Below are 22,741 nucleotides of genomic sequence, written 5' to 3'. Positions count from 1 at the left end.
CGTACCTACTTCCTTTGCAACCCGAGTCACTTCCGATGCGAACGAGTTCAACTGATCCACCATCGTGTTGATCGTGTCTTTCAACTCGAGGATCTCGCCCTTAACGTCTACGGTGATCTTCTTAGACAAGTCCCCCGTTGCCACCGCCTTCGTCACTTCGGCGATATCCCGCACCTGACCCGTTAAGTTCGAGGCCATCGAGTTCACCGAATCCGTTAAGTCCTTCCAAGTTCCCGCAACACCGCGCACGTCCGCTTGTCCGCCGAGTTTTCCTTCCGTTCCTACTTCCTTTGCAACCCGAGTCACTTCCGATGCGAACGAGTTCAACTGATCCACCATCGTGTTGATCGTATTCTTAAGTTCTAATATTTCTCCCTTAACGTCCACGGTGATCTTCTTGGACAAGTCGCCCTTTGCCACCGCGGTCGTTACGTCCGCGATGTTACGCACCTGACCCGTTAAGTTCGAAGCCATCGAGTTCACGGAATCCGTTAAGTCCTTCCAAGTTCCCGCAACGCCGCGCACATCCGCTTGTCCGCCGAGGATCCCTTCCGTACCTACTTCCTTTGCAACCCGCGTCACTTCCGATGCGAACGAGTTCAACTGATCCACCATCGTGTTTACGATCTTTGCCGTGCGGAGGAATTCTCCCTTTAAAGGTCTTCCTTCGATTTCGAGGGACATGTTTTGCGAAAGGTCGCCGCCTGCGACCGCACCGATCACGCGCATAACTTCCGTATTCGGTTGTACTAAGTTTCCGATGAGAGAGTTGACCGAATCCATGCACTTGGCCCAAGAACCGGTCGCGGTTACCGCGCTGATCCTTTTGGAGATCTTACCTTCTTGACCGACTTCGTTGCTGATGCGCTCGAATTCCTTCACCATTCGGTCGTTCTGATCTATGATGTCGTTTATCAAATCCGCGATCTTGCCCGAGATTCCCGGCGAATCCAAGGGCATTCTCTGCGAAAGATCGCCGCGTTTGAGCGCAGAGAGGACCTTTAAGATCTGCTTTAAATCCAATGCATCCCGTTCTACGTATTCCGCCACCCTTGTACTTGCCATATCGACACCTCGGATATAAACGTCGGATCACCGTGAAATTTTTTCACAAATCTTGATTATGAAACAAAATTGAATATTAAGCAACCATAAACGAATTAAAATCGATCGCATCCATAGAGTTTGATGAAATTTATTTCATTGCACTGCAAAAGTGCGTATTTTTAAATCGGAACGCCCATCGAGTCTAGAACAAACGGATTAAAAAGATATCAAACGTTTGTTAAACGAAAAAAACATGTATACTTTTTGTTAAACGAATTCGTAGAACGGAAGAATTCAACGAGGTTTCTTTCGTTTACTGAATCTTTCTCCCGTTAATAGGAGAAAACGAAAAAAAAGGAAGCGGCGTTCCCGGAACAGATCGAATACGTATACAAAAAAATCGTAAAGTAAGAAAGGATCGCAATGCGAGCAAACGCTCAACATCGAAATTCCAAACAAAGGATCGAATCGCAAAAAACGAAAGGGATTCGTTTTCAAAAGGATAAATTTCCGAAGAACGATCGATCGTCCCCCGGAAATCAAAGTGGAAACAAGAAAGAATTCTTACTTCATTCTTCGCTTAACGCGTAAAACGGAATTTTTCGTTGTCCGTCAAAGCGCAAGGCCATTGAATCAGAAGACCTCCGTCGCCTAACGCGGCACCGGCGATGTCCAGGCACTGGCCGCTGTGTTTCGCCTGGATCGAAAAATGCCCGTCTCCATACGGGAGAAGTTGAAATCTTTGATTGGCTCCGCTTCCGCAGGAATACTGAACGACATTCGTTCCGGAAGAAGCGGAAGCCCCTTTCACATCCATACACTTTCCGCTGTGTTTCGCGGAGATTTTGAAATAACCGTCTCCCGTGGATTCGAAACCCCACTTTTCATGATCCACACCCCAATCGGAGAATTGATCGATGTTCACGTTATCCGCCGTGCTGCCTCCGGGAACTTCCAAAACTCTCCCGCTGTGTTTTGCAACGATCGCGGAAAAATCGCTTCCGATCGGATCGTTGATAAACGGCATGTTGGTTCCGAGAGACGACTTGGAACATCCGTCCTTACCGCATCCTCCCATGGAAGGAAGACTTCCGGTTTGTTCGATCGGATGGCCGATGCCGTCGAAACAACTCGAGCCGTTGCAGTTCATCCAATCGGGAAAACCGCTTCCTCTTTGCAGCAAAGAAAGATTGTTCCAAGTATCCATGTGATAGTCGTTGCTTCCGGTGTTTCGAAAATCCTCGTAGTAAAGACATCCTCCCGAACCTCCGGAATCGTGGAAACTTCCATGAGCGTTCTTACCCACATACGCGATCGGATGATTGCCGACCGTTTCGAAATTTCCGACTTCCTTCGCATACCAGCCTCCGTGTTGAAAAAACGCGACGCGTTTGAGTTGGTTGTTCACGACAAGAACCGCGACCGATTCCCAATCCGCTGCGTGAGAACCCGCGCTTACGAAACAAGTGCTTTGCCAAGCATAAAAGAACCAATACCGGATGAGAACCGTGTTCGTTCCTACTTGATTCGCCATGTAATAGACGGGGACCTGATTGTTTTGAATCGTCGCATAACTCTTGTTACAGAGTGCAACCGGTTCCGTTCCTTGCGCCCTTTGTTGAAAATACGTTTGCGGATCGCTCGGAAAACATTTGCTTTGTTCCCCCGAGCCCGTTCCGAATTCCTGATCGAAACGAAGACGAGGAGCGAATTGATGCGCAAGCGAATCCAAATCGTAACTCGGTCCACCCGAGTTCGCCTGACAAAGATACAATTCCTTATTGTCGCAATAACGTCCGCTACATCTCGCACCCGCGATGTACATCGACTCGGGCGCGACGAATTTTCCTCCGCTTTCTTCGGAGATAGGAGCGGTCCAATAACAATTCGTCCTCACTCCGTTGTTGTTCAATTGGGAACAACGAAGCGAAATCGTATCGCAATAACTTCCCGAACATTGAATCCCTGTAACGAATCCGTTATTCGCGCAGATTCTTTCGTTCGGACTTTCCTCGGAAAAGGAATCGGTCCACCAACTGTTCGTCTGCGTAAAACCGGATTCTACGCTTAATAAATTCACGTTGTCGCAATAACGTCCGTCGCATTTCAAACCTTGCGTTAAGAATGCGGGGCCGCTCTGAATCGCGGGCGATCCGTCCGTCGTCCAATTCAACCAATGGGGAGGAAAATGTTCCGGGCCGAACGCGGTTCTCGCGTTAGACGAACTCGGTCCGGTCGCCGGGTTGAATACGTTGGATACCGTTTGCGGAGAAAGAATCGCCGTAAGCGAAGCGGATTCCTCCGTATTTGCGTTCTGACTTTTTCCGTTGCACGTGATCGATGCCGCAACGAAAACACAAACTAAGACCGGCGCAATCGATCGCCGGAGGATCGTTCTCTTCATCTTGAAATCCCCTGTTTCGTTTTTTTAGAGTTTTATCGGTAAGCGGTCTTGATACCACGAAAGACTTAGTTCTCACTTATTTTGAGAATCGTTTACGCGAATTTTTTGAAACGAATTAACAATTGTTAATAACGCGCCGAACCGTTCATCCGTCCTAGTTTGCAGATAGCCGCAAACAAGCGACCATCGAGGAAACAAGATGCAGGATTGTTTGGAAAAAAATTGCGACGAGACGGCAAACGAATCGGTCCGGAACGAATCCTCGACCGCCGAACTCAAAGAAGCCTTGGAGCGATTTCGCATTCTTGCCGAAACGATCGACGAGGTTTTTTGGATGAAGGAAGCGGCAAGCAATCGCCTTATCTACGTCAGCTCCGCCTATGAAAGAATCTGGAAGCGTTCGTTGAAAAGTCTGTACGAAAATCCGGATTCGTGGTTGGAAGCGGTTCACCCGGAGGATTTGCAGATTTTAACGAAGATCTTAGATCGGAAACGTGATCAAACGGATTTTAACGAACGGTTTCGCATTCTTCATACGGACGGTTCGATCAAGTGGATTCGAATCCAATCCTTCCGGGTTTTCGACGCAAACGGAAAACTGGATCGGATCGTGGGAGTCGCCCGCGACGTGACGCAGCAACACGAATTGGAAAGACAGCTCGCCCATTCGCAAAGAATGGAATCCATCGGTTCCCTTGCGGGCGGTGTCGCACACGACTTCAATAACATTCTCACGGTGATTATGGGCTTTGCCTCCCTCATCGAACAAAATCCGAACGACATACAAAAGCTGCGCCAATCGGTTCAGATCATCCAGAACACGGCGGAACGGGGAGCGAGTCTTGTAAAACAGCTTCTCACCCTCGCAAGAAAGACGGAATCACATTTTAAATCCATAATATTCAATAATTTGATTTTGGAAGCGGTCAACATCGCCCGCTCCACGTTCCCGAAATCGATTCGGATTCATACCGATCTGCAGAACGAACCCATCAAAATCCGAGCGGACTATACGCAGATCCATCAGATTTTCGTAAACCTGATTCTCAACGCAAAGGACGCGATGCCGACCGGTGGAGATCTTTCCATTCGCCTTCGGGAGACGGATTCGCCTCCCGGTCCGATCCGGACCAAACATTCAAAAAATCGCAAATACGCAATCTTAGAAGTTTCGGATACGGGAATCGGAATGGATGAAACGACGAAACAGAAAATTTTCGATCCGTTCTTTACGACCAAAGGATTGGGAAAAGGAACGGGACTCGGACTTTCTCTCGTCTATGGAATCGTGGAAAACCACTCGGGCGAAATCCGGGTCGACAGCATTCCGGGAAAAGGCTCCACATTCGGCGTATATCTTCCGATCGAAGACGTTACGTCGTTCGCTCCCGCTCCTCCGAAAGAGTTCGAAAAGCAGAACGTTCGTTCGCGTAAAACGATCCTGCTCGTGGAGGACGAACAGATGATTCGGGAACCGCTTACGAATTATCTTACCAAGATCGGCTACGAAGTACTCGCCGCCGAAGACGGAGAAGTCGCCTTGGATCTATTCGCAAAACATAAGAATCGAATCCAAACGGTGATCTGCGATCTAAACCTTCCCAAACGAAACGGATTGGACGTATTGAAACGGATCCGATCGGAAGATCCTTCGATTCCTCTTATATTAGCGAGCGGTTATATGGACCCGCAGTGCAAGGAAGCGATCGAAACGTTGGGTTTGGATCGGGCCATTCAAAAACCCTACGATTTCAAAACGATGAGCCGCATTCTAGGCGAGCTGAACGTGGATCGAAAAGAATAAGCGACATTTGCTAAACCGAAATCGATGATAGAGATGCTTCTGCTTCTACTTCCCTTTTTGTTCCTTCCAAACCCGATTGCGGATTCTGCTCAAGGAAACGGGAGTCACACCCAGATAGGACGCGATATAATGCTGCGGGATGCGGCTGATGATGTCGGGCTGTTCCCGGATCAGATTCAAATATCTTTCTTCCGGACTTTCCCGGATCCTGGATAAAAACAATCCCATATACGTATCGAAACGTTCCAGCGTATATTCCAGAAGATAATCCCTGAGTTCTTCGTTCTCATGGTAAAGAGTCGCCGCGTCCTCTCCGCTGATCTCGTAGAGATCCGTGGGTTCTATACTTTCCAAGAGGAATTGGCTTGTAGCGGTCGTGCCGCGATAACTGTGAAGGGAACCGATGGCTCGGTTCTCGAAAAAGAAGGCAATGGTGATGTCCTTTCCCTTATCGTCGAACCAGATTCTCAGACAACCCTTGCGAACCAAAAAGATCGACTTCGTATTCTCCCCTTTGTGGATGAGAATCGTTCTTGCGGGAACCTTTCTTTCCCGAAGCATGTTTTTGTATCTGGACCAATTCTTTTCCAGGCCCGGAATTCTTTTTTTCAGGTTTTCGATCAAGGGAAGTTCGGTCGACATGCGGAAAACGCTCTTCGTATTCCGCGTATCATAAATTATTTCCGGAAAAAGCAATCCTTATTAACGGATCTTAAATTGTTCCGCGATCCGTTTTAGTCTTTCCGCGTTTGCGGACAATTGAACGGAAGTCGAAGAAACGTCCTCCGAACTCGTCGCCGTTCCCATCGCCTGTTCGTTCCATTGGGAAACGGCTTCCGCGATTTCTCGCACCGCCCGTTTTTGTTCTTCGATCGCGATTTTAACGGATTCCGCTTCCGCTCCGATCGTATCGGATTGACGATCCACGTCTTCGTTTAACAATTCCTGCGCTTCTGTGATCGCCAAAAGCTCCCGCATTCCTTCCGAAGCTGCCTCGACGTTCCGGATGATTTTCTGAATCGTATCCGCCGAAACCTGAAGAGCCTGAGCGCCTTGATCCAATTCTTCCTTATTCTTACCTAAGATTTGGGAGATCGATTGAATGGAAGAAGTCGTCTTATCCGAAAGTTTCGAAATCTCGTCCGCGACGACTGCAAAACCTTTTCCGGCCTGACCGGCGCGAGCCGCTTCGATTGCGGCGTTCAAAGCGAGAAGACGGGTTTGATCGGAGATCTCGTTAACGAGCGTAATGATTCCCGTCATTTGTTCGGAGGATTTCAGAACCTCGTTCAATCGAAGCCGCATGGAAGCGAGGGATTCTTCCCCTTGTTTCGCGTCGTCGTTGATCGTAGCGTTTCTTTGAACCGTGTTCTGAATCTCCGAGCCGATTCTCCTCGCACCGCTCGAAAGTTCCTTAATCTTAGAATGGAATAATTTAATATTCTGAAATTGTCTTGTGATCCGATCCGTAATCTGTTCCATACCGGCGGCCATTTCCTCGGTGGTCGCGGACATTTGTTCGGAAGAAGCGGCCGTAGCCTGCGCGACTCCCGCAAAGGATTGCGAAGAAGAGCTGAGTTGATTGGAGGAATCCGAAAGATCCGTGGCGATCTTCTGCACGTTTCGAATGGAACCGGAAAGAGTTTCTATAAAAGAATTCATATCCTTGCTCATTCCGCCGATCTCATCGTGATAGGCGGCGTTCAATTGATTCGTAAGATTTCCGTCCGACATTTCCTTGAGAACGCGGCTGGCGGATTCGAGAGGTCTCAGACGTTTGCTCACCAAGCGATAGAGAAAACTACCGGAAACGAACGCGATCAAAACGGAAACGACAAGAATTCCCAAGATGAGTTCGTTTAAGGAATCCGAGATTTCGTTGATCGGTTGAATGGCGGCGACGTTCAACTTCCAATGATCCAATCGTTGAACGGTGGCAAAACGATTCTGACCCGCAAAGAAAAAACGAAAGATCTGTCCGTTCCGGAGCGCCATCAATTCTTTTCCGAAACTTTGTTTCGCGATGTCCAGATTCAAAATCAGGGATTTGTTTTTGTGAGCGATGACGTTCCCTTCCTGCTCCACTACGGCGACGTAACCTTCCTTACCGAGCTTCGCGTTGGATACGAGTTGATCCGAAATCGTATCGAGAGACAACGCGATACAAACTACGCCTATGATTCTACCTTGATCCCTGACCGCAGTGGACAAAACGGCGACCGTACTTCCCGTGATCGGCGACTTCTTCGCCTTGCTCATCGCTACGGTTTCTTTCGAGGACGCTTGTAAAAAATTCTGAAGATCCTGTTTTTGTTCGGGGGTGCTTCCGTAACCGATCGTTTTCCCTTCCAGAGCTTCCGCTACGACGGGAGAACTTTCCGTCTCGTTCGAGGGATATACGAACACGTTTTCATACGATCCGTATCGTTTTAAAATCTCCGCGTAAAAACGACTCGCAGCCGGTCCACGAGTGCGGATCGATTCGATCGTTCTCGGATCGTGGGCGATCGTCTCGGCGAGGTTCGCATGGGATCGCAAGGAATTGTCGAAATCGTAAGCAACGATCTTTACGACCGTTTTCATCTGATCCTGATAATGTTCGGTCACTTTTTGGCTCCCGAAAAAATACGCGGTTCCGGAAGTCAAAAACGTTAATGCGACAAGGATTCCCAAACTCCAAACGATCAAAGTGAACTTCAGACTATTCTTTCCCATAAAGCGGCGCGCTCCTTGCAGTTCAGACGCGGAGAAGCAAACGAATCGGTATTAACAAATGTTAATTTCTTCCGTAACAAAAGCGTAACGGAAAGCCCTGAAATCCCAAAAAAAGCTCGCCCTTTTTTGCAACCGAGAGTCCACTTTCGACTCAGATAAAACGTATGAATTCGAAAAGAAAACGCACTCAAAAAGAAACGAAACAACCCAAACGAAAATACGACGCACCCGACGCGGAACCGGGAGTTCATCCGGGAAGCTCTCACAGAGTTCGGAAACTTCTCCGTTGGTTCGGAAACATCTACGGAAGTCTTAAGTATAAGACCGAGCTGATCGGGATCGAAAACGTTCCCAAAGAAGGAACCGTTCTCGTACTCGTAAAACACCAGCGCAACGACGACATTCCCGTGGGACTCGCCAAAGGACTTTACAAAGCGCGCTGGGACATCTGGGCGATCATGAAAGACTCGATGGCCGATCCTAAATTTTTCGACTTCTTTTTAAAATGCGGGGGAATTCCTCTCAACAGACTAGAACCGCGCAAAAGCAAACGCGATCTTCTTTTTGCGAAGAAGGTTTTGTACAACGGAAACATGCTCGTGATTTTTCCGGAACAAACAACCGTTCCTTATAAGATGGGAAAGGGAAGACCCGGAGCGTTCCGTTTTATCGTGGGAAAACCGGAAGCGCCTCTCCCGGTTTTGTGTTTAGGACTGGACTACAGACCTACGGGATTTTTTCGTAGAACAAAACTAACGATTCGAATCGGAGAATTGAAGTATCTGAATCCGAATCAGGATCCGGAAGAATTTCTACACGAACGTATGCACGAAATCGCCACTCTCACGAACATGACTTATCCATTCGAATTCAAAAAAGCTAAATTAGAAAGTTTTGAAGAACCGGACACACAGGCGGTCGAATCCACCGTATGAAAATCCCAGAAGCTAAAGGAAGCAAACGCGCCCTTCTCGTGGAGGGCGGCGGCATGAAGGGAGCTTTTGCCGGAGGAGCATTACATTCTTTGCATACTCTGGTTTCTCCCAAACATTTCGATCTCGTGGTCGCGGTTTCCTCCGGGGCTTGTTCCGCGGCGTATTACGTGACCATGCCCAAACCGGAACCGGAAAAAAGTCTAAAGACTCTCGCGATCTGGTATTTCGAACTTGCCGGAAGAAAGTTGATTTCACCGTTTCATCCGTTCCGCGGAAAGACGTTTCTCGATCAGGAATATCTCGTCGACGATCTGTTCGGATCGAAGTATCCTCTTCCAGCGGAGAATTTCGAAAAGTTCGGTCTTCCCGAATTTCGAGTCGCGGTCAGCAATCTTCAAACAAGAACCATAGAATACGTGCGAGCGACCTCTTCGAATATATTCGATCTTTTGAAAGCGGCCACCTCTCTTCCGATCGCGACTCGCGGAAAACACAGAGTCGACGGACGTTTGTATTCCGATGCGGCGGTTCTCAACCCTCTTCCTTTGGAGGATCTGATCGAAGCGGGATACAAAGATATTACGGTTGTCTTAAATTCTCCCGTGGAAAGGGTTTCCCCGCCGTTCAGTATGCTCACGAGTCTTCTTTCCTTTCCTAAGGACTGGAGAATGGCGAAGTTGATGAATCGCTGGCATCATCATCATTTTAATCTCGCACGGGAAGTCGCGCAGAAACCTCCCAAAGGAGTGCGCATTCATACGATTTCGCCGGACGATCCTTTGCCCGTAACCCTCGTGACGACGAACGGCTCGAAACTCAAAAAGACTGTGGATCTGGGAATCGATAAGGGAGAAGAGATCGGCAGACTTCTGTTGAAACTTTTCACCCAAAGTAAGAACGGCAAAAAAACGAGCGAATCGAACGGAGCCGGTTCCGTAAAAAAAAGGAATGTAGTAACGGTTTCCGGCGCAGGCAAAACCGCCAAAAAACAAGTTCGCTTAACAAATCCAAAAAAGAAAACGGCGACTAAAAGAAAAAAATCCAAATAGTCCTTTTTTACCGTCTCGACAAAACCGTTTTCGATAAGAACGGTCCAAGAGAGTATTCAAAGGATCGAAGTTCCCGACATCGCGGCATCGGCAAAACTTTAGAATTTTCTAAAATTCTAAATATCACCCGGCGATGCAAAAAAACGTTTCGATTTCGGACAAGGGTCGCCCAATTCGGATCAAAACGACGGAAAGAAAGAGGTCCGCGATCAGGCGGACCTCTAAATCATTCGAACATTAGAGTGTTAGAATATACTCGACTAAGTCCTCCACTTCGGAAGCGCTTCTCGAACACCAAGGATGAGGGGCCGCGGGCATACCGATCGGTTGTTTGGTTCCCATTTCTTCGGGGCCGTATTCCCTTCTCATCTTTTGATAATCCCAGTAATACCAATCCGGATCGTTCGGAAGAGTCACGAAATACTTGTGTCTTTCGATAAAACGGTTCCGTTTTTGACCCGCGTCCGTATTCGGAGATTTGAATACTCGAAACACGTCCCCTTTCCGGTTATGAGGAGGATACGGCTGCGGAAAGTCGGGACCTCCGAGCGGAGGCTGAGCCGATGCGTGCAGCGTATAATAGGCGTTGTAAAGCGAAGAACCTTCCGTACAACGATCGGGATGAACCAGGTCCTCCAGATTGCGGACGTGTCCGTCGCTTAACAATCCTCTGTGCTGCACCCAATACATATCCCTCAGGAAGTTCGCACGAATCGATTGTTGTTCCTTTTGATAAACGGTAGGAGCGAAAAATCTTCCCACTTCGTTCAGCTTGAACATCTTTTCGTTGGAATTGAGTCCGATCTTATCGCTGTGACAGGAACCGCAATCCCTTTGATACGTCGCCTTACCGCGGTTAATCGCTTCGGTTACGCCCGGGAAAGATTCCCAACCAGCTTGCACAAAACTTCCTTCACTCGGAGCAAAACCGACTTGCGAAATCAGTTTTCCTTTGGACTTGAGCCAGCGGTAAATCCCCACTTGGCGCAGTGGTTTGTCGTATTGATCCAGCTTGGTCATATACGCCGTCAAAGCCTGAAGTTCGCGCGCCTTCATAGAACCCGTAGCGCCGTCCGGTTCTTCCGAATGGATATAAGAACCTTCGAATCCGACATACGACTCGGTGTGAGAAAGCGATCGCCTAACACCCATATAGTTGGTCACGTTCGGAATCGCGATCGGAGAAAACTGATAGTCGTTGTCCGTCTCGCTTCCTTCTCCCTTGATTCTCACAAGAGTATGTTCGCCCGCGCCTTGCGGCATGTGATAGATGAGAGCCGTTTTATCGATATCCTTGGAGGAAGAATCAAAACTCGGACCTGGCTCCGATTCCTTGATCCCTTTCATATCTCCTAGGATCGACCAGCGCATCGACCAAGTCGGATTCGGAAGACCGGGAATCACTTTCGTCACCACGTTTCCGGGAGAAGCTTCGAAGCTGATTCTATAACCGTGACAGGATGCGCAGTTGAAACCGATCCATTCTCCTTTTCCCGTGTATGGATGGGAAGCTTCCTTATACCGATAACCTGCCCAACCGCTGCTTCTCGTATTTCCTTTCGTCAATTGATCTCCTCCTAAATAACCGGGAATCGGAGTCGGCTGCGGATACGGATCGAAATACACGTTGTCAATCGCGGCGGAGGGAACTTCTCCCGTGATCGCTCGATAGGCTCCGAATAAAAGTTCCGGATCGGCCACGTAACCCGTGATCGGATCCTTCGCTTGATAACCGAAGATCTTATTCCAATCCAGATTCCGGATCGAATGAGCCAAACCGATGTTGAAATCGTAAGACCAAAAGATCTTTTCTCCGAGAGAGAATAAGTTGTTGAAACCCGGATTGTGGATCGTAACCGCGAGCGGCTTGGTCGCTTTCGCTTCGCTTAACAACGACACGACGTCGCATTTATGTTTGAAGGATTCGTCCGTGATTCTTCTCGTTTGTGCGTCGATGACGTTATGCGGCTTGGTAGGATCAAGCAAGGAAAGATTGTACCCGGATCGTTTTTGAATCTGAACGACGAGCGGTCCTTCGCTTACGTGCTCGGGGACCTTAAAGTTGATTTCCGTATCGGTCCAACTGAGAATATACTTATTCCACTGATCGTGCATATCCTTCACTTCGAAGTTCACTTGTTTGATCAGATCCAGTTTTTGTTCGAACATTCTCAAATCGGTTTCGAGAATTCTAGTATTCCCGATCATGATTTTGGAAAAATCGATATCGGTTCCGGAACCGAAACCGCTTCCGCGTAAAGTCACGATCTGCCCCGGACTGAGCGCCGGAGGAGGCAAGGGAATCGGACTGCTTGGAAGATTTTGCCAAGCCAAACTTCCGTTGATCGAAAGGGAATCCAACACGGGTTCCGGAAAGGAAGCCGCGGAAGAAGCGCGCAAAACCTCGCGCGCAGGATCGAACTTACATACGTCCTCTTGATTCGGAAACTTCGTGAAAATTCCCGCGGGACAACCGGCAACCAGCGCGGTGGCCGTGATCAAAAAGATTTTCAGAGTTTTTTTACCAGCATCGAACATTCGCATTTTCATGGGAGAAACACCTCTTCACCTCGTTCTTTTTTGAGACAAAGAAAGAATACTCGGAGCGGTAGAAGCGGTCGTCTGCGGGACGGAATTCGGACGTCCGAGTTTCATAAACCGAACTCGGAGGAAAATTCAGTAAGTGGAATATAATCGGAATATAATTCATGCCTACTTAGATTTTTATCTACAATCCGTTCTTTTTTACGTTTCTTTACGGAACGAACATCCAGTAAAACTTGACAACGCTTTCCTTCGACGTAAGTTTTTACGCATGCCGAAAGAAGAAGTCATCCGTGGAATTCTTTATTTCGCCAGCGCACTTGCCTGTTTGGTCGCCCTTCAAAAATTACTGCCCGAACAAAAACGCAGGGAAAACCGTCTTCTCGCGCTCTTATTTACCTCTCTGGGAATCATTTTGTTCACGGCTTCCAACGTGATCGGACTCGTAGATCAAACGTTCCCGCATTCGATCTTTCTGTTATTGACTTCGTTTTCTACGATCGGCCCTCTTACCCTTCTCTATACGCACGCGTTGTTGTATCCGAACCAGGATCTCGACAAAGACATACGAATTCACTTCGTTCTCCCTTCGATTTTTTTCGTATTGGAAGTTCTGTTCTTTGCGCGCCCTTCCTTCGAAATCATAGCGGATCTCAAAGAATTTCGGGAAATCCGATACAAACATTTCCTTGCGGTTTCGTTTCTCATAACGGCCGCCACGACCACGGGATATTTTCTCGCGAGATACAGAATGCTGATAACCGTATTCGAAATTCCTGATATACGTACGCAGATCCGATTCATCTTCGTTTTAGCGACGATCACGGTCGTCGCGATGTATTGTCTCGTATTCGGATTTATGGGAGGAATGGACGTTTTGTTTTCGATCGGGGCCTTACTCGTAGCTCTTATCGTGATTCTGCTCTTTCTCGCTCCCGCCCGTTATCCCGACTTTTTCGCCCCTTTGACGCGGGAAGTTCGGAAAAGAAAATACGAAAAATCCCTTCTTATCGGTGTGGATCTATCCCTTTTGGAACTGAGGATCGAAGAATTGATGCGGGATAAAAAACTCTATCGAGATCCGGAACTCACGTTAACCGCCCTTTCGGACGATCTCGGAATCAAGCCCTATCAACTCACCGAATTTCTAAACGATCGTTTGCAGACGGGCTTTTACGCTTATATCAACCGTTATCGAATTGCGGAGGCGGTCGCCCTCTTAAACGAAAATCCGGAACAGGATATTCTTTCCATCTGTTACTTTGTGGGATTCAACTCCAAGTCCTCGTTCAACGATTCCTTTCGAAAGATCACCGGAAAAACTCCGAGTCAAACCAGAAGAAAAGCGGCGGTATAAAAAGATCCCGAGTTTCCCCGGGATCCAGTGTGGAAAAGGAAACTCTATTCGAACTTCTCCGCGATCAAAGCGTCTATCGAAAACGCTCCACCTCCTTCGAACAACAACGCTACCGCGATTCCGATCGCAAGAATGTGATATTCAAAACCTTCTCCGCCTTGACTGCCGAACCAGTTCATAAAGAATCCGTGTTCCCTGACAAAGAACGCGGCTCCGATCATCGTCAGCGCGATTCCGAACGCGGAAAGTTTCGTGCAAAATCCGAGAATCAAACCGAGCGCACCGAAGGATTCGGCGACGATCACAAGAAACGCGACCAAGGAAGGGATTCCTTGAGAAGAGAAGAAGTTCATCGTTGCTCCGAAACCGAAACCTCCGAACCATCCGAAAAGTTTCTGCAATCCGTGCGGAAGCATAACGACGCCTAACGTGATTCTTAAACAGGTAAGAATCCAACTCGCTTCCGTCTGAAAGAATTTATCGACCATTCAAATCTCCTTTAAGATAGGAGAACTATAGAAAATTTAAAACGAAATGTAAATGGACGGATCTTCTATTTTGTTGTGTTTTTCGTCCGTGATTCCCGAAACTTTTCCGGTGAAATCCCGGACTTCGCTTTAAAATACCGGCTGAAATACGCGTTATCCTCGAACCCGAGTTCGTATGATATTTGCGTAATATTCAAATTCGAATGTAACAGAAGCCGTTTGATTTCGAGAAGAATTCTATCGTGGATCACGGCTTTGACCGACTTCCCGAGCGTTTCGTGACAGATGCGGTTGAGAGTGTTCGGAGCGATTCCGATCTTTCTCGAATAGAAGGTAGTATTGCGTTCCTTCAGAAAATTCTCTTCCAATAGACTTTGAAACGAAACCACTGCTGCGGATTTTCCCGAATCCGTACCGGCGTCGAATTCACGGACGTATTCTTTTTTCGCCTGACAAAGCGCAACTTGTGTTAATGCGAAGAGCATTTTTTGATCTTTGTCCGATACGGCCTCTTCCAAAAGTCTTCGAAAGTCGGAGTTCAATCTTGAAACGTCCTCGATTTTGATTTTGGACAAACCGGGCGCAAAGGAGAAAAAAGGAAATTCGCGTATGGAAGAAAGATTCTCACCCCGTTCCGAATAAAACTCGGGAGAGATTTTCAGCGCGTAGCCCTTCACCGGTTTTGAAAATTTCCAAGAGTGAACCTGACCCGGTTTTAAAAAGAACAATGAGTTTGGCTCGATCGTAAATTCATGAAAATCGATCGTATGAATCCCTTCTCCTTTCTCAAAGAAAAAAAGCGCAAAGTATGAATGACGATGCGCGCTATCGTATTCTTGAAAGTTAGGCGGAAGATCCTCCAAACGCCCTACGTAGAAAAAACGATCCCTGTCTTCGACAACGTCGGAAAGAGCGAGCATCGGCGGTTTGTTTTTTCTAGGAGACATTCCGTTTCCAAAGAAGCAGTACGGAAAAAAAGCGCAATCGTATAAAAAAAATCCGTGAAAAATCCCGGAGAGCGGGTATGAATCTATTATACCGCACGGATTTAAACCTCAGTACGGGACGGGAAATATTTTCCCATCCCGTTGATGACTCAGTTGACCGAGTAGTAAAAACGTTCGTGAATGATCTTTCCATCCTTCCAAGTTTGCACGCTTGCTTGCGTGGTTTTGATATGACCCCATTCCTTATGAACGTAATCGATTTCCCATTCTACGACGCTTCTGTTTTTCTCGCCGTCGACGATCAAACTTAACACGTCCGCGTGATTCCATTTCACTTTGGAAACGAAGTCTTTTTCTCTCGCGAGATTGGCCTCAAAACCTACGGTCGGGTTTTGTGTGTTTTCCTGCATCACGACGTTCGGATGATAGAATTCTTCGAAGGCTTTGATTACGTCTCCGGCAAGAATCATTTCGTTCAGCTTGGTTACGTTCTTTTGGATGGTTTGGGTTTCTGTACTCATTGTTTACTCCTTTTAAATTCTTGCCGGTTAAAATTCGGAAAGAATTTTAGTTGCAACTGCAACTATTACAATTTACGAAAATTTAGTTGTAATTACAACTAAAAAATTTAAACCGTCACCGAAAATGAAGGAAAAAATCTCCAAACCGACCATAGATTCCTGGGCCGCCGGATTGAAATTTTACTCCGCCGCATCCTCCAAAATCGAATCGGAACTCGCAAAAACGAAGGCGATCTCGCTCACTTGGTACGACGTTCTCTACTCGGTTTATACGAAACCGAAAAGAAAATCCAGAATGTCCGATATCGCGCAGGAAATCATCCTCAGCAAGAGCGCTTTGACCCGATCGGTGGACAAACTGGTAGCAGAGGGTTTTTTAAAACGGGAGAAAAGCGAAGAAGACGCTCGGGAATTCATCGTCGAAATCACGTCCTCCGGAATCCAAGCTCTCAAAGACTCCTGGCCGATCTACGAAGAAGGAATCCGTGAACTTTTCGCATCCAAGCTTACGTCCAAAGAAACCGCAGAATTGCTTCGAATATTCCGAAAATTGAATCGGAGTGCGTCTTAACAAAAACGTTAAGCGACTTCCAAACGCAAAGAATCGAAGCTGAATTCGTTTTCTATGATTCGAACGTCCCACTCGAACGAGTAGGTTTCCATCGCGGCAAACTTCCGCAATTATCAAAGAAGATAAAAATGGTTTCCTTATTTCGATTCCTAATTTAAGACATTCCTTATGTTCAAAGCCGGGAAGATCCGTATTTATCGATCCGTTTGGATTCTTCCCTTCTTTCTGTTTCTGCAAACCTGCGGCCCGCTTCTCTTTACCGAAAAACCTCCTCTCGTTCAAGCGGGAGTTTTGGATCTTCGATCCGGATGGGATTTTTCTTCCAAGGGACATCTAAGCCTCGACGGAGATTGGTTGTTCGATTGGGGCCGACTTTATTCCGACTTATTGCAGGAAGAAAAAAAGAATTCTTCCCTTTCCATTACGAATCACTCGATTCCCTTTTACGCGAACGTTCCGGATGCTTGGAACAATTACGTAAAGGAAGGAAAGAAATATCCGAGCTTCGGCTATGCAACGTATCGCATGACGCTTCTTCTCGAAGAACCCGAAGAAACGATGGCCGTGAAAATGCTCGAAGCCGCAACCGCTTACAATCTTTACGTAAACGGCGAAAGGGTTTTATCCAGCGGAGAAGTGGGAACCTCTTCGGAATCGAGCCGCCCTTTGTATCGTCCCGCAGTCAGCCGTCCGTTCCGTTTGGAAAAAAAGAACGAGATCGTGATCGAAGTTTCCAATTTCGCTCATTCCAAAGGAGGAGTTTGGGCCAAGGTTATTTTAGGGAAACATTCCGAACTCGTTACGCTTCGAGAAAGAACGATTTGGCTGGATCTTTTTATCACGGGCGGATTGTTGATCGGAGTTTTTTACCATCTCAGTTTATTTTCCCTTTTGCGGAGAGAACTCTCGCATTTGTTCTTTGCGCTGATAGGAATCGTCGCGATCGTTCGGATCGTTTTAACCGGAGAACGTTTGCTTTATACCTTATTTCCGAAGTTCGATTTCAATCTCGGATATCGTTTGGAGCTTCTTTCGGTTTATATCGGCGGATTCATTCTGGCGTTATTTATACGCTCCCTGTTTCCGAACGAATTCAACCGGAGGATTCTGTACACATTCGGATTCGCATTCTCCGTTCTTTCGCTGAGCGTATTGGCAACGGACTTGGCGGTTTATTCCAAAACGCTTCCGATCTTCAGCTTGTTCGTGTTTCTGGAATGTATCTACATCGTCTACGTTTTGATTCGTGCCATCGCCAATCGACGCGTGGGAGCCTGGATCGGACTGATGATCTGTATTCTTTTATTTCTGATCATCATAAACGATTTATTATATGCGAATATGGTGATCAACACCTCGTATTTCATCTCGTACGGAATTTCAATCTTCTTTGTCGCGCAGGCGTTCATCATTTCAAAGCAGTTTGCCATCTCCTTTTATCTTTCCCAGAAACTTTCGGCGGATCTCCAAACGTCGAACGATCGATTGATCTCTTTGGATAAACTCAAGGATGAGTTTCTTGCAACCACCTCTCACGAACTCAGAACGCCTTTGCAGGGAATTATAGGAATCGCCGATTCCCTCAAACGTGGAGCCGCGGGAGAATTGACGCCTTTTGTGGAACGTCAGTTGAAGATGATCGTCGCAAGCGGACAACGTCTCGCCAATCTGGTCAACGATATACAGGATTTTTCCAAACTCAAACACAGCGATCTCAATCTCCGAAGAATTCCGGTCGACATCAAACAGGCGGCCGACTTCACTCTGGAACTCAATCGAGTCAACGTAGATCTTTCCAAGATCCAATTGTTAAACGAAATCGAAAAGGACTTCCCACCTTTATTGGCGGACGAGGATCGGCTTCAGCAGATTCTCCAGAATTTAATCGGAAATGCGATCAAGTTTACCGAATCCGGCAGAATCTCCGTAAGCGCGAAGATCGTAAACGACCGCTATGCGGAGATCAGCGTCACGGACACGGGAATCGGAATCCCTCTCGATCAGCAGGAAAGAATCTTCGAATTTTTCGAAAGAATCAACGCAGGCGATTCCGGAAACGCCGGAGGAACCGGACTCGGCCTTACGATCAGTCGAGCCCTTGTTTCCCTTCACGACGGAGAAATAAAAGTCGAATCGCTTCCGGGCGCGGGTTCCCGTTTTTACTTTACGATCCCGCTCGCGATCGAAAACGAACACTCGAAAGAATCCAAAAAACAAAGTCGTTTAACAAAATCCGTTTCATCTACGAGTGCGGAAGATCCGGTCCAATACCTCACCTCGACAAGAAACGGGGCCAATTCTAAGATTCGAATCCTCGCCGTGGACGACGAACCCGTAAATCTGGAAGTGATCCAGAATTATCTTTCCCTCGCAAACATGGAATGTCTCGTCGTAAAAAGCGGTTCAAAGGCGCTGGAAATTCTGAAACACGATTCCGATTTCGGTGCGGTGATTTTGGACGTGATGATGCCCCGTCTCTCCGGTTTGGAAGTCGCGAAAGAAATCAGAAAGACGTTCGATTCTTTTGAGCTTCCGATTCTGATGTTATCCGCAAAAAACAGGGATTCCGATTTGATCTCCGCATTGAACGCCGGCGCAAACGACTATCTCGTAAAACCCTTCGACTTCGAACAACTGATGAGCCGCATCAACAATCTTCTCGAACTCGCTCAGGGCCGTAAAAAACGTCTCGAACACGAAAACGAAAAGCGGGAAGCGATTCATCAGGTCCGACAAAAGATCAACATCGATCTGCACGATCACTTAGGCGCGAAGCTGATCGATCTGAAATTTCTTTCCGAAGAGCTTCTCAGTGGAAAGATTCAACCCGATCGAAAGCTCATCGAAAAGATCCACGGCTCGATCAATCAATCGATCGGAATGTTAAGAGAACAGATGCTCCGTATCGAGGACTTGAACCTAGTCTCCGAAAATTTCATCACGGGAGTCAACCTCGTTCTCCTCAGACGGTACTCGGACGCGGGAAGGGAAATCGATTTTCGATCCGACGAAGACCTACTCCGTCTTTTCGAATCGCATCGCGACGAGTCCGGTCTGATGGAATTTTTCGGAATCATCAACGAGGTTACGAACAACGACCTCAAATACGGCAAAGGGATTTCTACGTGGACGTTCTCTTTAGAAAATCATGAAATTCGAATGGACATGAGGTCGGAATCGGATTATAAACTCTCCAACGAACGATCGGGAAGAGGAACCGAAAACCTGATCCAAAGGATCGCGAAACTCGAAGGAAAACTGGAAATGGCCCTTTTAGAAAACGTATATTCCATAAAATTAAGAATTCAAGCGCACCGCTTTTTAGCGGTTTAATGCAATAGAGGAAACGATGAAAACGAAAGATATTAAGATCGGAATCGTGGAAAACGACGAGAATTACAAAAATCAAATTCTCAAAGTTTTGGAATCCGTTCCCGACGTGGAGGAAATTCTTCACTGGGACTCGGCGGAATCCTTTTGGAAGGATGAAAAAGGAAAGTCCTTGGACATCGTTTTTTTGGACATCATGCTTCCCGGTATGAACGGCGTGGAACTCGCCGCAAAACTTTCGGAAAGGGACCCCGCGACGAGCAAGATCATGCTCAGCAATATGAATTCGGACGAGCTGATCTACAACTCGCTTCGCTACGGAGCGATCGGGTATATCCTCAAATCTGAACTCAAGGACATTATCGAGGTAATAGACACCGTCTTGCGCGGAGGAGCGATAATCACTCCCACGATCGCGTTTCGAGTATTAAACAACTTTAAACTGAAAAAAGTCGGAGACGGGGTCAAACTTACGAACAAGGAGAAACAGATCCTGGATCATATGGTTACAGGAAAAACGATAAACCGTGTGGCGGAATTCTTAGGAGTAAGCAAATACACGATCCAACATCACGTTAAGAATATATACAAAAAATTGAATGTTCACAACAGGGCCGAATTGGTTAAAAAAGCCAGCGATTTCGGACTTTTACCGATAGCAGGATCGGGGCTCGGGAACGAATAAAGTCCGCGCACGAAGACCAAGCCTTAAAACTGGCTTTTCTGACGCGGTTCAAATCAGAATGCCCGGTTTATAAGCATAGCATAACGTTCTTTTCGCTTTCGATTCGTCCCTTTCTTTAAACCAAAAATCGAATTCGCAAAATGATTCTTGCAAACTTTTCTCGTCTGAATCATACAAGACGCAGATGCCTAAAACGAATTTCGACATTCTTTGGATCATTCTTTCTTCCGGACTTGTGTTCTTTATGCAAGCTGGATTTCTTTGTCTCGAGTCCGGTCTGACAAGAACGAAGAATTCGATCAATGTCGCGATCAAAAACATTACCGACTTCGGCATCGCAACCTTGATCTTTTATGCGATCGGTTTCGGTTTTATGTTCGGCAAAAGCGCGAACGGATTCTTAGGCATCGACACATTCTTCCCCGAGTTCTCCGCGGAAAATCCGAACGTGGCGGTCTTCTTCCTATTCCAACTTATGTTTTGCGGAACGGCGGCAACAATCGTTTCCGGCGCGGTCGCGGAGCGGATGAAGTTCGGCGCATACATCGTAGTCACCGCGGTCATATCGGCGATCATCTATCCCGTATTCGGTCATTGGGTTTGGGGAAAGGATCTCTCTCATTGGGAAACGACGACCGGTTGGTTGGGCAAGATGGGCTTTGTCGACTTTGCGGGTTCGACCGTGGTTCACAGCGTGGGCGGCTGGGTCGGTCTCGCGGCGATGAAAATTCTCGGCAATCGTTCGGGAAGATATGCGGAAGACGGCTCGATCCGAAACATCACGGGACACAATCTTCCGTTGGCGATGCTCGGCACGTTGATCTTATGGCTCGGTTGGATCGGCTTTAACGGCGGAAGCACGTTGGCGTTCACCGGAGCGGTTCCTAAAATCATCGTCAACACGATGTTCGCGGCAGTCAGCGGAATGGCGTCCTCTTTGATTTATGGATGGATTCGTCTTCAATACGCCGAAGCCACTCTTCCCTTAAACGGCGCCCTTGCCGGATTGGTTGCGATCACCGCTTCTTGTCACGCCGTCAATTCGATCGATTCCGTAATCATCGGATTTGTTGCGGGAATTCTTATGTTCGAATCCAGATCCCTTTTGGACAGGTTGAAAATCGACGACGCGGTGGGTGCGATTCCGGTTCACCTAACAGCGGGTATATGGGGAACGCTTGCAGTGGGAATTTTCGGAAATCCGGAAATTTTAGGAACGGGCTTGTCCCGCTCCCATCAGATTTTCGTTCAGTCGATCGGAATTCTTTCCTGCGGAGCCTTGGCTTTCGGATTGAGCTATGTTGTATTGAGCGCGATCAACCGTTTTTTTCGCTTTCGCGTTTCCGAACAAAACGAACACAAAGGACTCAATTATACGGAACACAGAGCGACGACGGAACTCATCGATCTGTTCTTGGAAATGGAATATCAAAAACGAACGGGAGATTTGAGTAAGGATCTTTCCATCGAGCCGTTCACCGAAGTCGGACAGATCGCGGAACGATACAATTCCGTTCTCGGAAAGATTCGATTGAATATCAAGGAAAAGGAAGTTCTTGCAAAAGAACTCGAGGAAAACTTAAACCTCATCCAAAACGATCTTTCCACGGCTAAAAAAATCCAATCCGGAATCATCTCTCATAAGGATAGAACCTTAGGCGAGCTCGAAGTCATCGTCCGCTATCTTCCGTTAAGCGAAGTCGGAGGCGACTTCTTCGACATCATGGAACTGCGTCCCGGTTTGACCCGGGTTTTTCTCGCGGACGCGACCGGACACGGGGTGCAAGCCGCCTTGATCACGATGGCGATCAAGGCGATCTACGAATCGCTCAAACGCGGAATCTACAGCGTCACGGAAATCCTATATCACCTCAACAACGAGTTTCTGCATACATTCAAAAATCTGAATCAATTCTTCACGTGCATCGTTCTGGACATAGATACGAATTCGGGTAACGTGCGTTATGCGTCCGCCGGTCACATCCCTCAATATCTGATCGGACCGGAAGGAATTCAAAAACTCGAAAAGACGGGAAGAATCATCGGAGCCGTTTCGAAAACACAATACACTTCCAAAGACGTAAAAATTTCTCCGGATTCAAAGCTCGTGCTGTTTACGGACGGCCTTGTCGAGCAATGGAACGCGCATAAAGAAGAGTTCGGCGAGGAACGAGTGGAAAGTCTGATTCATTCCTTAAACACGCAGTCGATTCGGGAAGGCATCGATTCGATTCTCAGCGAGCAGGAAAAGTTCTTATCAGGAGTTTCCAAACAAGACGATATTTCCGTAATCGGAATCAATTGGAAACGGGCTTAAATACGCGTGCTCGGTTTTTTCGATAAA

The 22,741-nt window shown here is 47.3% G+C and carries 16 protein-coding genes; 8 read left to right on the top strand and 8 right to left on the bottom strand.

Going from position 1 to position 22,741, the window contains the following annotated elements; genetic code table 11:
- Together DLM76_RS19270 and DLM76_RS19265 are read right to left on the bottom strand one after the other, a co-directional pair.
- The coding region (locus DLM76_RS19270; protein ID WP_158586405.1) for a HAMP domain-containing protein at nt 1-1,065 on the bottom strand (1,065 nt) is incomplete at its 3' end.
- A gap of 562 nt (nt 1,066-1,627) precedes the next feature.
- On the bottom strand, nt 1,628-3,451 hold the full coding sequence (locus tag DLM76_RS19265; RefSeq protein ID WP_118966237.1) for an RICIN domain-containing protein: 1,824 nt from the start codon (nt 3,449-3,451) through the stop codon (nt 1,628-1,630).
- Between the two features lie 199 nt (nt 3,452-3,650).
- Between DLM76_RS19265 and DLM76_RS19260 the strand changes: the two genes are divergently transcribed.
- On the top strand, nt 3,651-5,255 hold the full coding sequence (locus tag DLM76_RS19260; protein ID WP_118966236.1) for a hybrid sensor histidine kinase/response regulator: 1,605 nt from the start codon (nt 3,651-3,653) through the stop codon (nt 5,253-5,255).
- A gap of 45 nt (nt 5,256-5,300) precedes the next feature.
- Here the strand turns inward: DLM76_RS19260 and DLM76_RS19255 are convergent, their stop codons facing one another.
- Together DLM76_RS19255 and DLM76_RS19250 are read right to left on the bottom strand one after the other, a co-directional pair.
- Entirely contained in the window at nt 5,301-5,897 is a 597-nt protein-coding gene (locus tag DLM76_RS19255; RefSeq protein ID WP_118966255.1) for a Crp/Fnr family transcriptional regulator, read from the bottom strand.
- Between the two features lie 60 nt (nt 5,898-5,957).
- On the bottom strand, nt 5,958-7,970 hold the full coding sequence (locus tag DLM76_RS19250; protein ID WP_118957266.1) for a methyl-accepting chemotaxis protein: 2,013 nt from the start codon (nt 7,968-7,970) through the stop codon (nt 5,958-5,960).
- Nucleotides 7,971-8,134: 164 nt separating this feature from the next.
- On the opposite strand from DLM76_RS19250, the gene DLM76_RS19245 reads away from it, so the two are divergent.
- Both DLM76_RS19245 and DLM76_RS19240 read left to right on the top strand, forming a co-directional pair.
- Nucleotides 8,135-8,905 (top strand): lysophospholipid acyltransferase family protein, encoded by a 771-nt coding sequence (locus DLM76_RS19245; protein WP_118957267.1) that lies wholly within the window; start codon nt 8,135-8,137, stop codon nt 8,903-8,905.
- On the top strand, nt 8,902-9,954 hold the full coding sequence (locus DLM76_RS19240; RefSeq protein ID WP_118966235.1) for a patatin-like phospholipase family protein: 1,053 nt from the start codon (nt 8,902-8,904) through the stop codon (nt 9,952-9,954). The genes DLM76_RS19245 and DLM76_RS19240 overlap by 4 nt, the downstream gene beginning before the upstream one ends.
- A 237-nt stretch (nt 9,955-10,191) precedes the next feature.
- Here the strand turns inward: DLM76_RS19240 and DLM76_RS19235 are convergent, their stop codons facing one another.
- A complete protein-coding gene (locus DLM76_RS19235; RefSeq protein WP_118957442.1) occupies nt 10,192-12,498 on the bottom strand; it encodes a hypothetical protein in 2,307 nt (768 codons plus the stop codon).
- Between the two features lie 271 nt (nt 12,499-12,769).
- Here DLM76_RS19235 and DLM76_RS19230 point away from each other — a divergent pair, with 271 nt between their 5' ends.
- Nucleotides 12,770-13,855: an AraC family transcriptional regulator gene (locus DLM76_RS19230; protein WP_118957443.1), complete on the top strand. Its 1,086-nt coding sequence runs from the start codon at nt 12,770-12,772 to the stop codon at nt 13,853-13,855.
- Between the two features lie 44 nt (nt 13,856-13,899).
- Here DLM76_RS19230 and DLM76_RS19225 read toward each other — a convergent pair whose 3' ends face one another.
- The 3 genes from DLM76_RS19225 to DLM76_RS19215 all read right to left on the bottom strand — a co-directional run bounded on the left by DLM76_RS19225 (nt 13,900) and on the right by DLM76_RS19215 (nt 15,811).
- Nucleotides 13,900-14,343: a DoxX family protein gene (locus DLM76_RS19225; RefSeq protein ID WP_118966234.1), complete on the bottom strand. Its 444-nt coding sequence runs from the start codon at nt 14,341-14,343 to the stop codon at nt 13,900-13,902.
- 65 nt (nt 14,344-14,408) lie between these two features.
- Nucleotides 14,409-15,290 carry an AraC family transcriptional regulator gene (locus DLM76_RS19220; RefSeq protein ID WP_118966233.1) on the bottom strand — a complete coding sequence of 294 codons (882 nt, stop codon included), beginning with the start codon at nt 15,288-15,290 and terminating at the stop codon, nt 14,409-14,411.
- A 149-nt stretch (nt 15,291-15,439) separates the two neighbouring features.
- Nucleotides 15,440-15,811 (bottom strand): nuclear transport factor 2 family protein, encoded by a 372-nt coding sequence (locus tag DLM76_RS19215; RefSeq protein WP_118966232.1) that lies wholly within the window; start codon nt 15,809-15,811, stop codon nt 15,440-15,442.
- A 124-nt stretch (nt 15,812-15,935) separates the two neighbouring features.
- Here DLM76_RS19215 and DLM76_RS19210 point away from each other — a divergent pair, with 124 nt between their 5' ends.
- The 4 genes from DLM76_RS19210 (at nt 15,936) to amt (ending at nt 22,714) form a co-directional block, all read left to right on the top strand.
- Nucleotides 15,936-16,382 carry a MarR family winged helix-turn-helix transcriptional regulator gene (locus tag DLM76_RS19210; protein ID WP_118966231.1) on the top strand — a complete coding sequence of 149 codons (447 nt, stop codon included), beginning with the start codon at nt 15,936-15,938 and terminating at the stop codon, nt 16,380-16,382.
- Between the two features lie 168 nt (nt 16,383-16,550).
- Nucleotides 16,551-19,715, top strand: coding sequence for an ATP-binding protein (locus DLM76_RS19205; protein WP_118966230.1), 3,165 nt, complete (start codon nt 16,551-16,553; stop codon nt 19,713-19,715).
- Between the two features lie 16 nt (nt 19,716-19,731).
- Nucleotides 19,732-20,397, top strand: coding sequence for a LuxR C-terminal-related transcriptional regulator (locus tag DLM76_RS19200; RefSeq protein ID WP_118966229.1), 666 nt, complete (start codon nt 19,732-19,734; stop codon nt 20,395-20,397).
- A gap of 184 nt (nt 20,398-20,581) precedes the next feature.
- The gene (amt, locus tag DLM76_RS19195; protein ID WP_118966228.1) at nt 20,582-22,714 is read left to right on the top strand and encodes an ammonium transporter; all 2,133 of its coding nucleotides are present in this window, start codon (nt 20,582-20,584) and stop codon (nt 22,712-22,714) included.
- The last annotated feature ends 27 nt before the right edge of the window (nt 22,715-22,741 follow it).

The organism is Leptospira yasudae (assembly GCF_003545925.1).
Lineage (GTDB): Bacteria > Spirochaetota > Leptospiria > Leptospirales > Leptospiraceae > Leptospira > Leptospira yasudae.
The sequence above is the reverse complement of the archived record's forward strand: the minus strand, read 5'-3'. Positions and strand labels throughout refer to the sequence as shown.

Excerpts from the sequence above, each read along its gene's own strand:
- DLM76_RS19205 (WP_118966230.1), top strand. The coding sequence starts at position 16,551 with ATGTTCAAAGCCGGGAAGATCCGTATTTATCGATCCGTTTGGATTCTT.
- DLM76_RS19225 (WP_118966234.1), bottom strand. The coding sequence starts at position 14,343 with ATGGTCGATAAATTCTTTCAGACGGAAGCGAGTTGGATTCTTACCTGT.
- DLM76_RS19200 (WP_118966229.1), top strand. The coding sequence starts at position 19,732 with ATGAAAACGAAAGATATTAAGATCGGAATCGTGGAAAACGACGAGAAT.
- DLM76_RS19215 (WP_118966232.1), bottom strand. The coding sequence starts at position 15,811 with ATGAGTACAGAAACCCAAACCATCCAAAAGAACGTAACCAAGCTGAAC.
- DLM76_RS19235 (WP_118957442.1), bottom strand. The coding sequence starts at position 12,498 with ATGCGAATGTTCGATGCTGGTAAAAAAACTCTGAAAATCTTTTTGATC.
- DLM76_RS19240 (WP_118966235.1), top strand. The coding sequence starts at position 8,902 with ATGAAAATCCCAGAAGCTAAAGGAAGCAAACGCGCCCTTCTCGTGGAG.
- DLM76_RS19265 (WP_118966237.1), bottom strand. The coding sequence starts at position 3,451 with ATGAAGAGAACGATCCTCCGGCGATCGATTGCGCCGGTCTTAGTTTGT.
- DLM76_RS19245 (WP_118957267.1), top strand. The coding sequence starts at position 8,135 with ATGAATTCGAAAAGAAAACGCACTCAAAAAGAAACGAAACAACCCAAA.
- DLM76_RS19250 (WP_118957266.1), bottom strand. The coding sequence starts at position 7,970 with ATGGGAAAGAATAGTCTGAAGTTCACTTTGATCGTTTGGAGTTTGGGA.
- DLM76_RS19210 (WP_118966231.1), top strand. The coding sequence starts at position 15,936 with ATGAAGGAAAAAATCTCCAAACCGACCATAGATTCCTGGGCCGCCGGA.
- amt (WP_118966228.1), top strand. The coding sequence starts at position 20,582 with ATGCCTAAAACGAATTTCGACATTCTTTGGATCATTCTTTCTTCCGGA.
- DLM76_RS19255 (WP_118966255.1), bottom strand. The coding sequence starts at position 5,897 with ATGTCGACCGAACTTCCCTTGATCGAAAACCTGAAAAAAAGAATTCCG.
- DLM76_RS19230 (WP_118957443.1), top strand. The coding sequence starts at position 12,770 with ATGCCGAAAGAAGAAGTCATCCGTGGAATTCTTTATTTCGCCAGCGCA.
- DLM76_RS19220 (WP_118966233.1), bottom strand. The coding sequence starts at position 15,290 with ATGTCTCCTAGAAAAAACAAACCGCCGATGCTCGCTCTTTCCGACGTT.
- DLM76_RS19260 (WP_118966236.1), top strand. The coding sequence starts at position 3,651 with ATGCAGGATTGTTTGGAAAAAAATTGCGACGAGACGGCAAACGAATCG.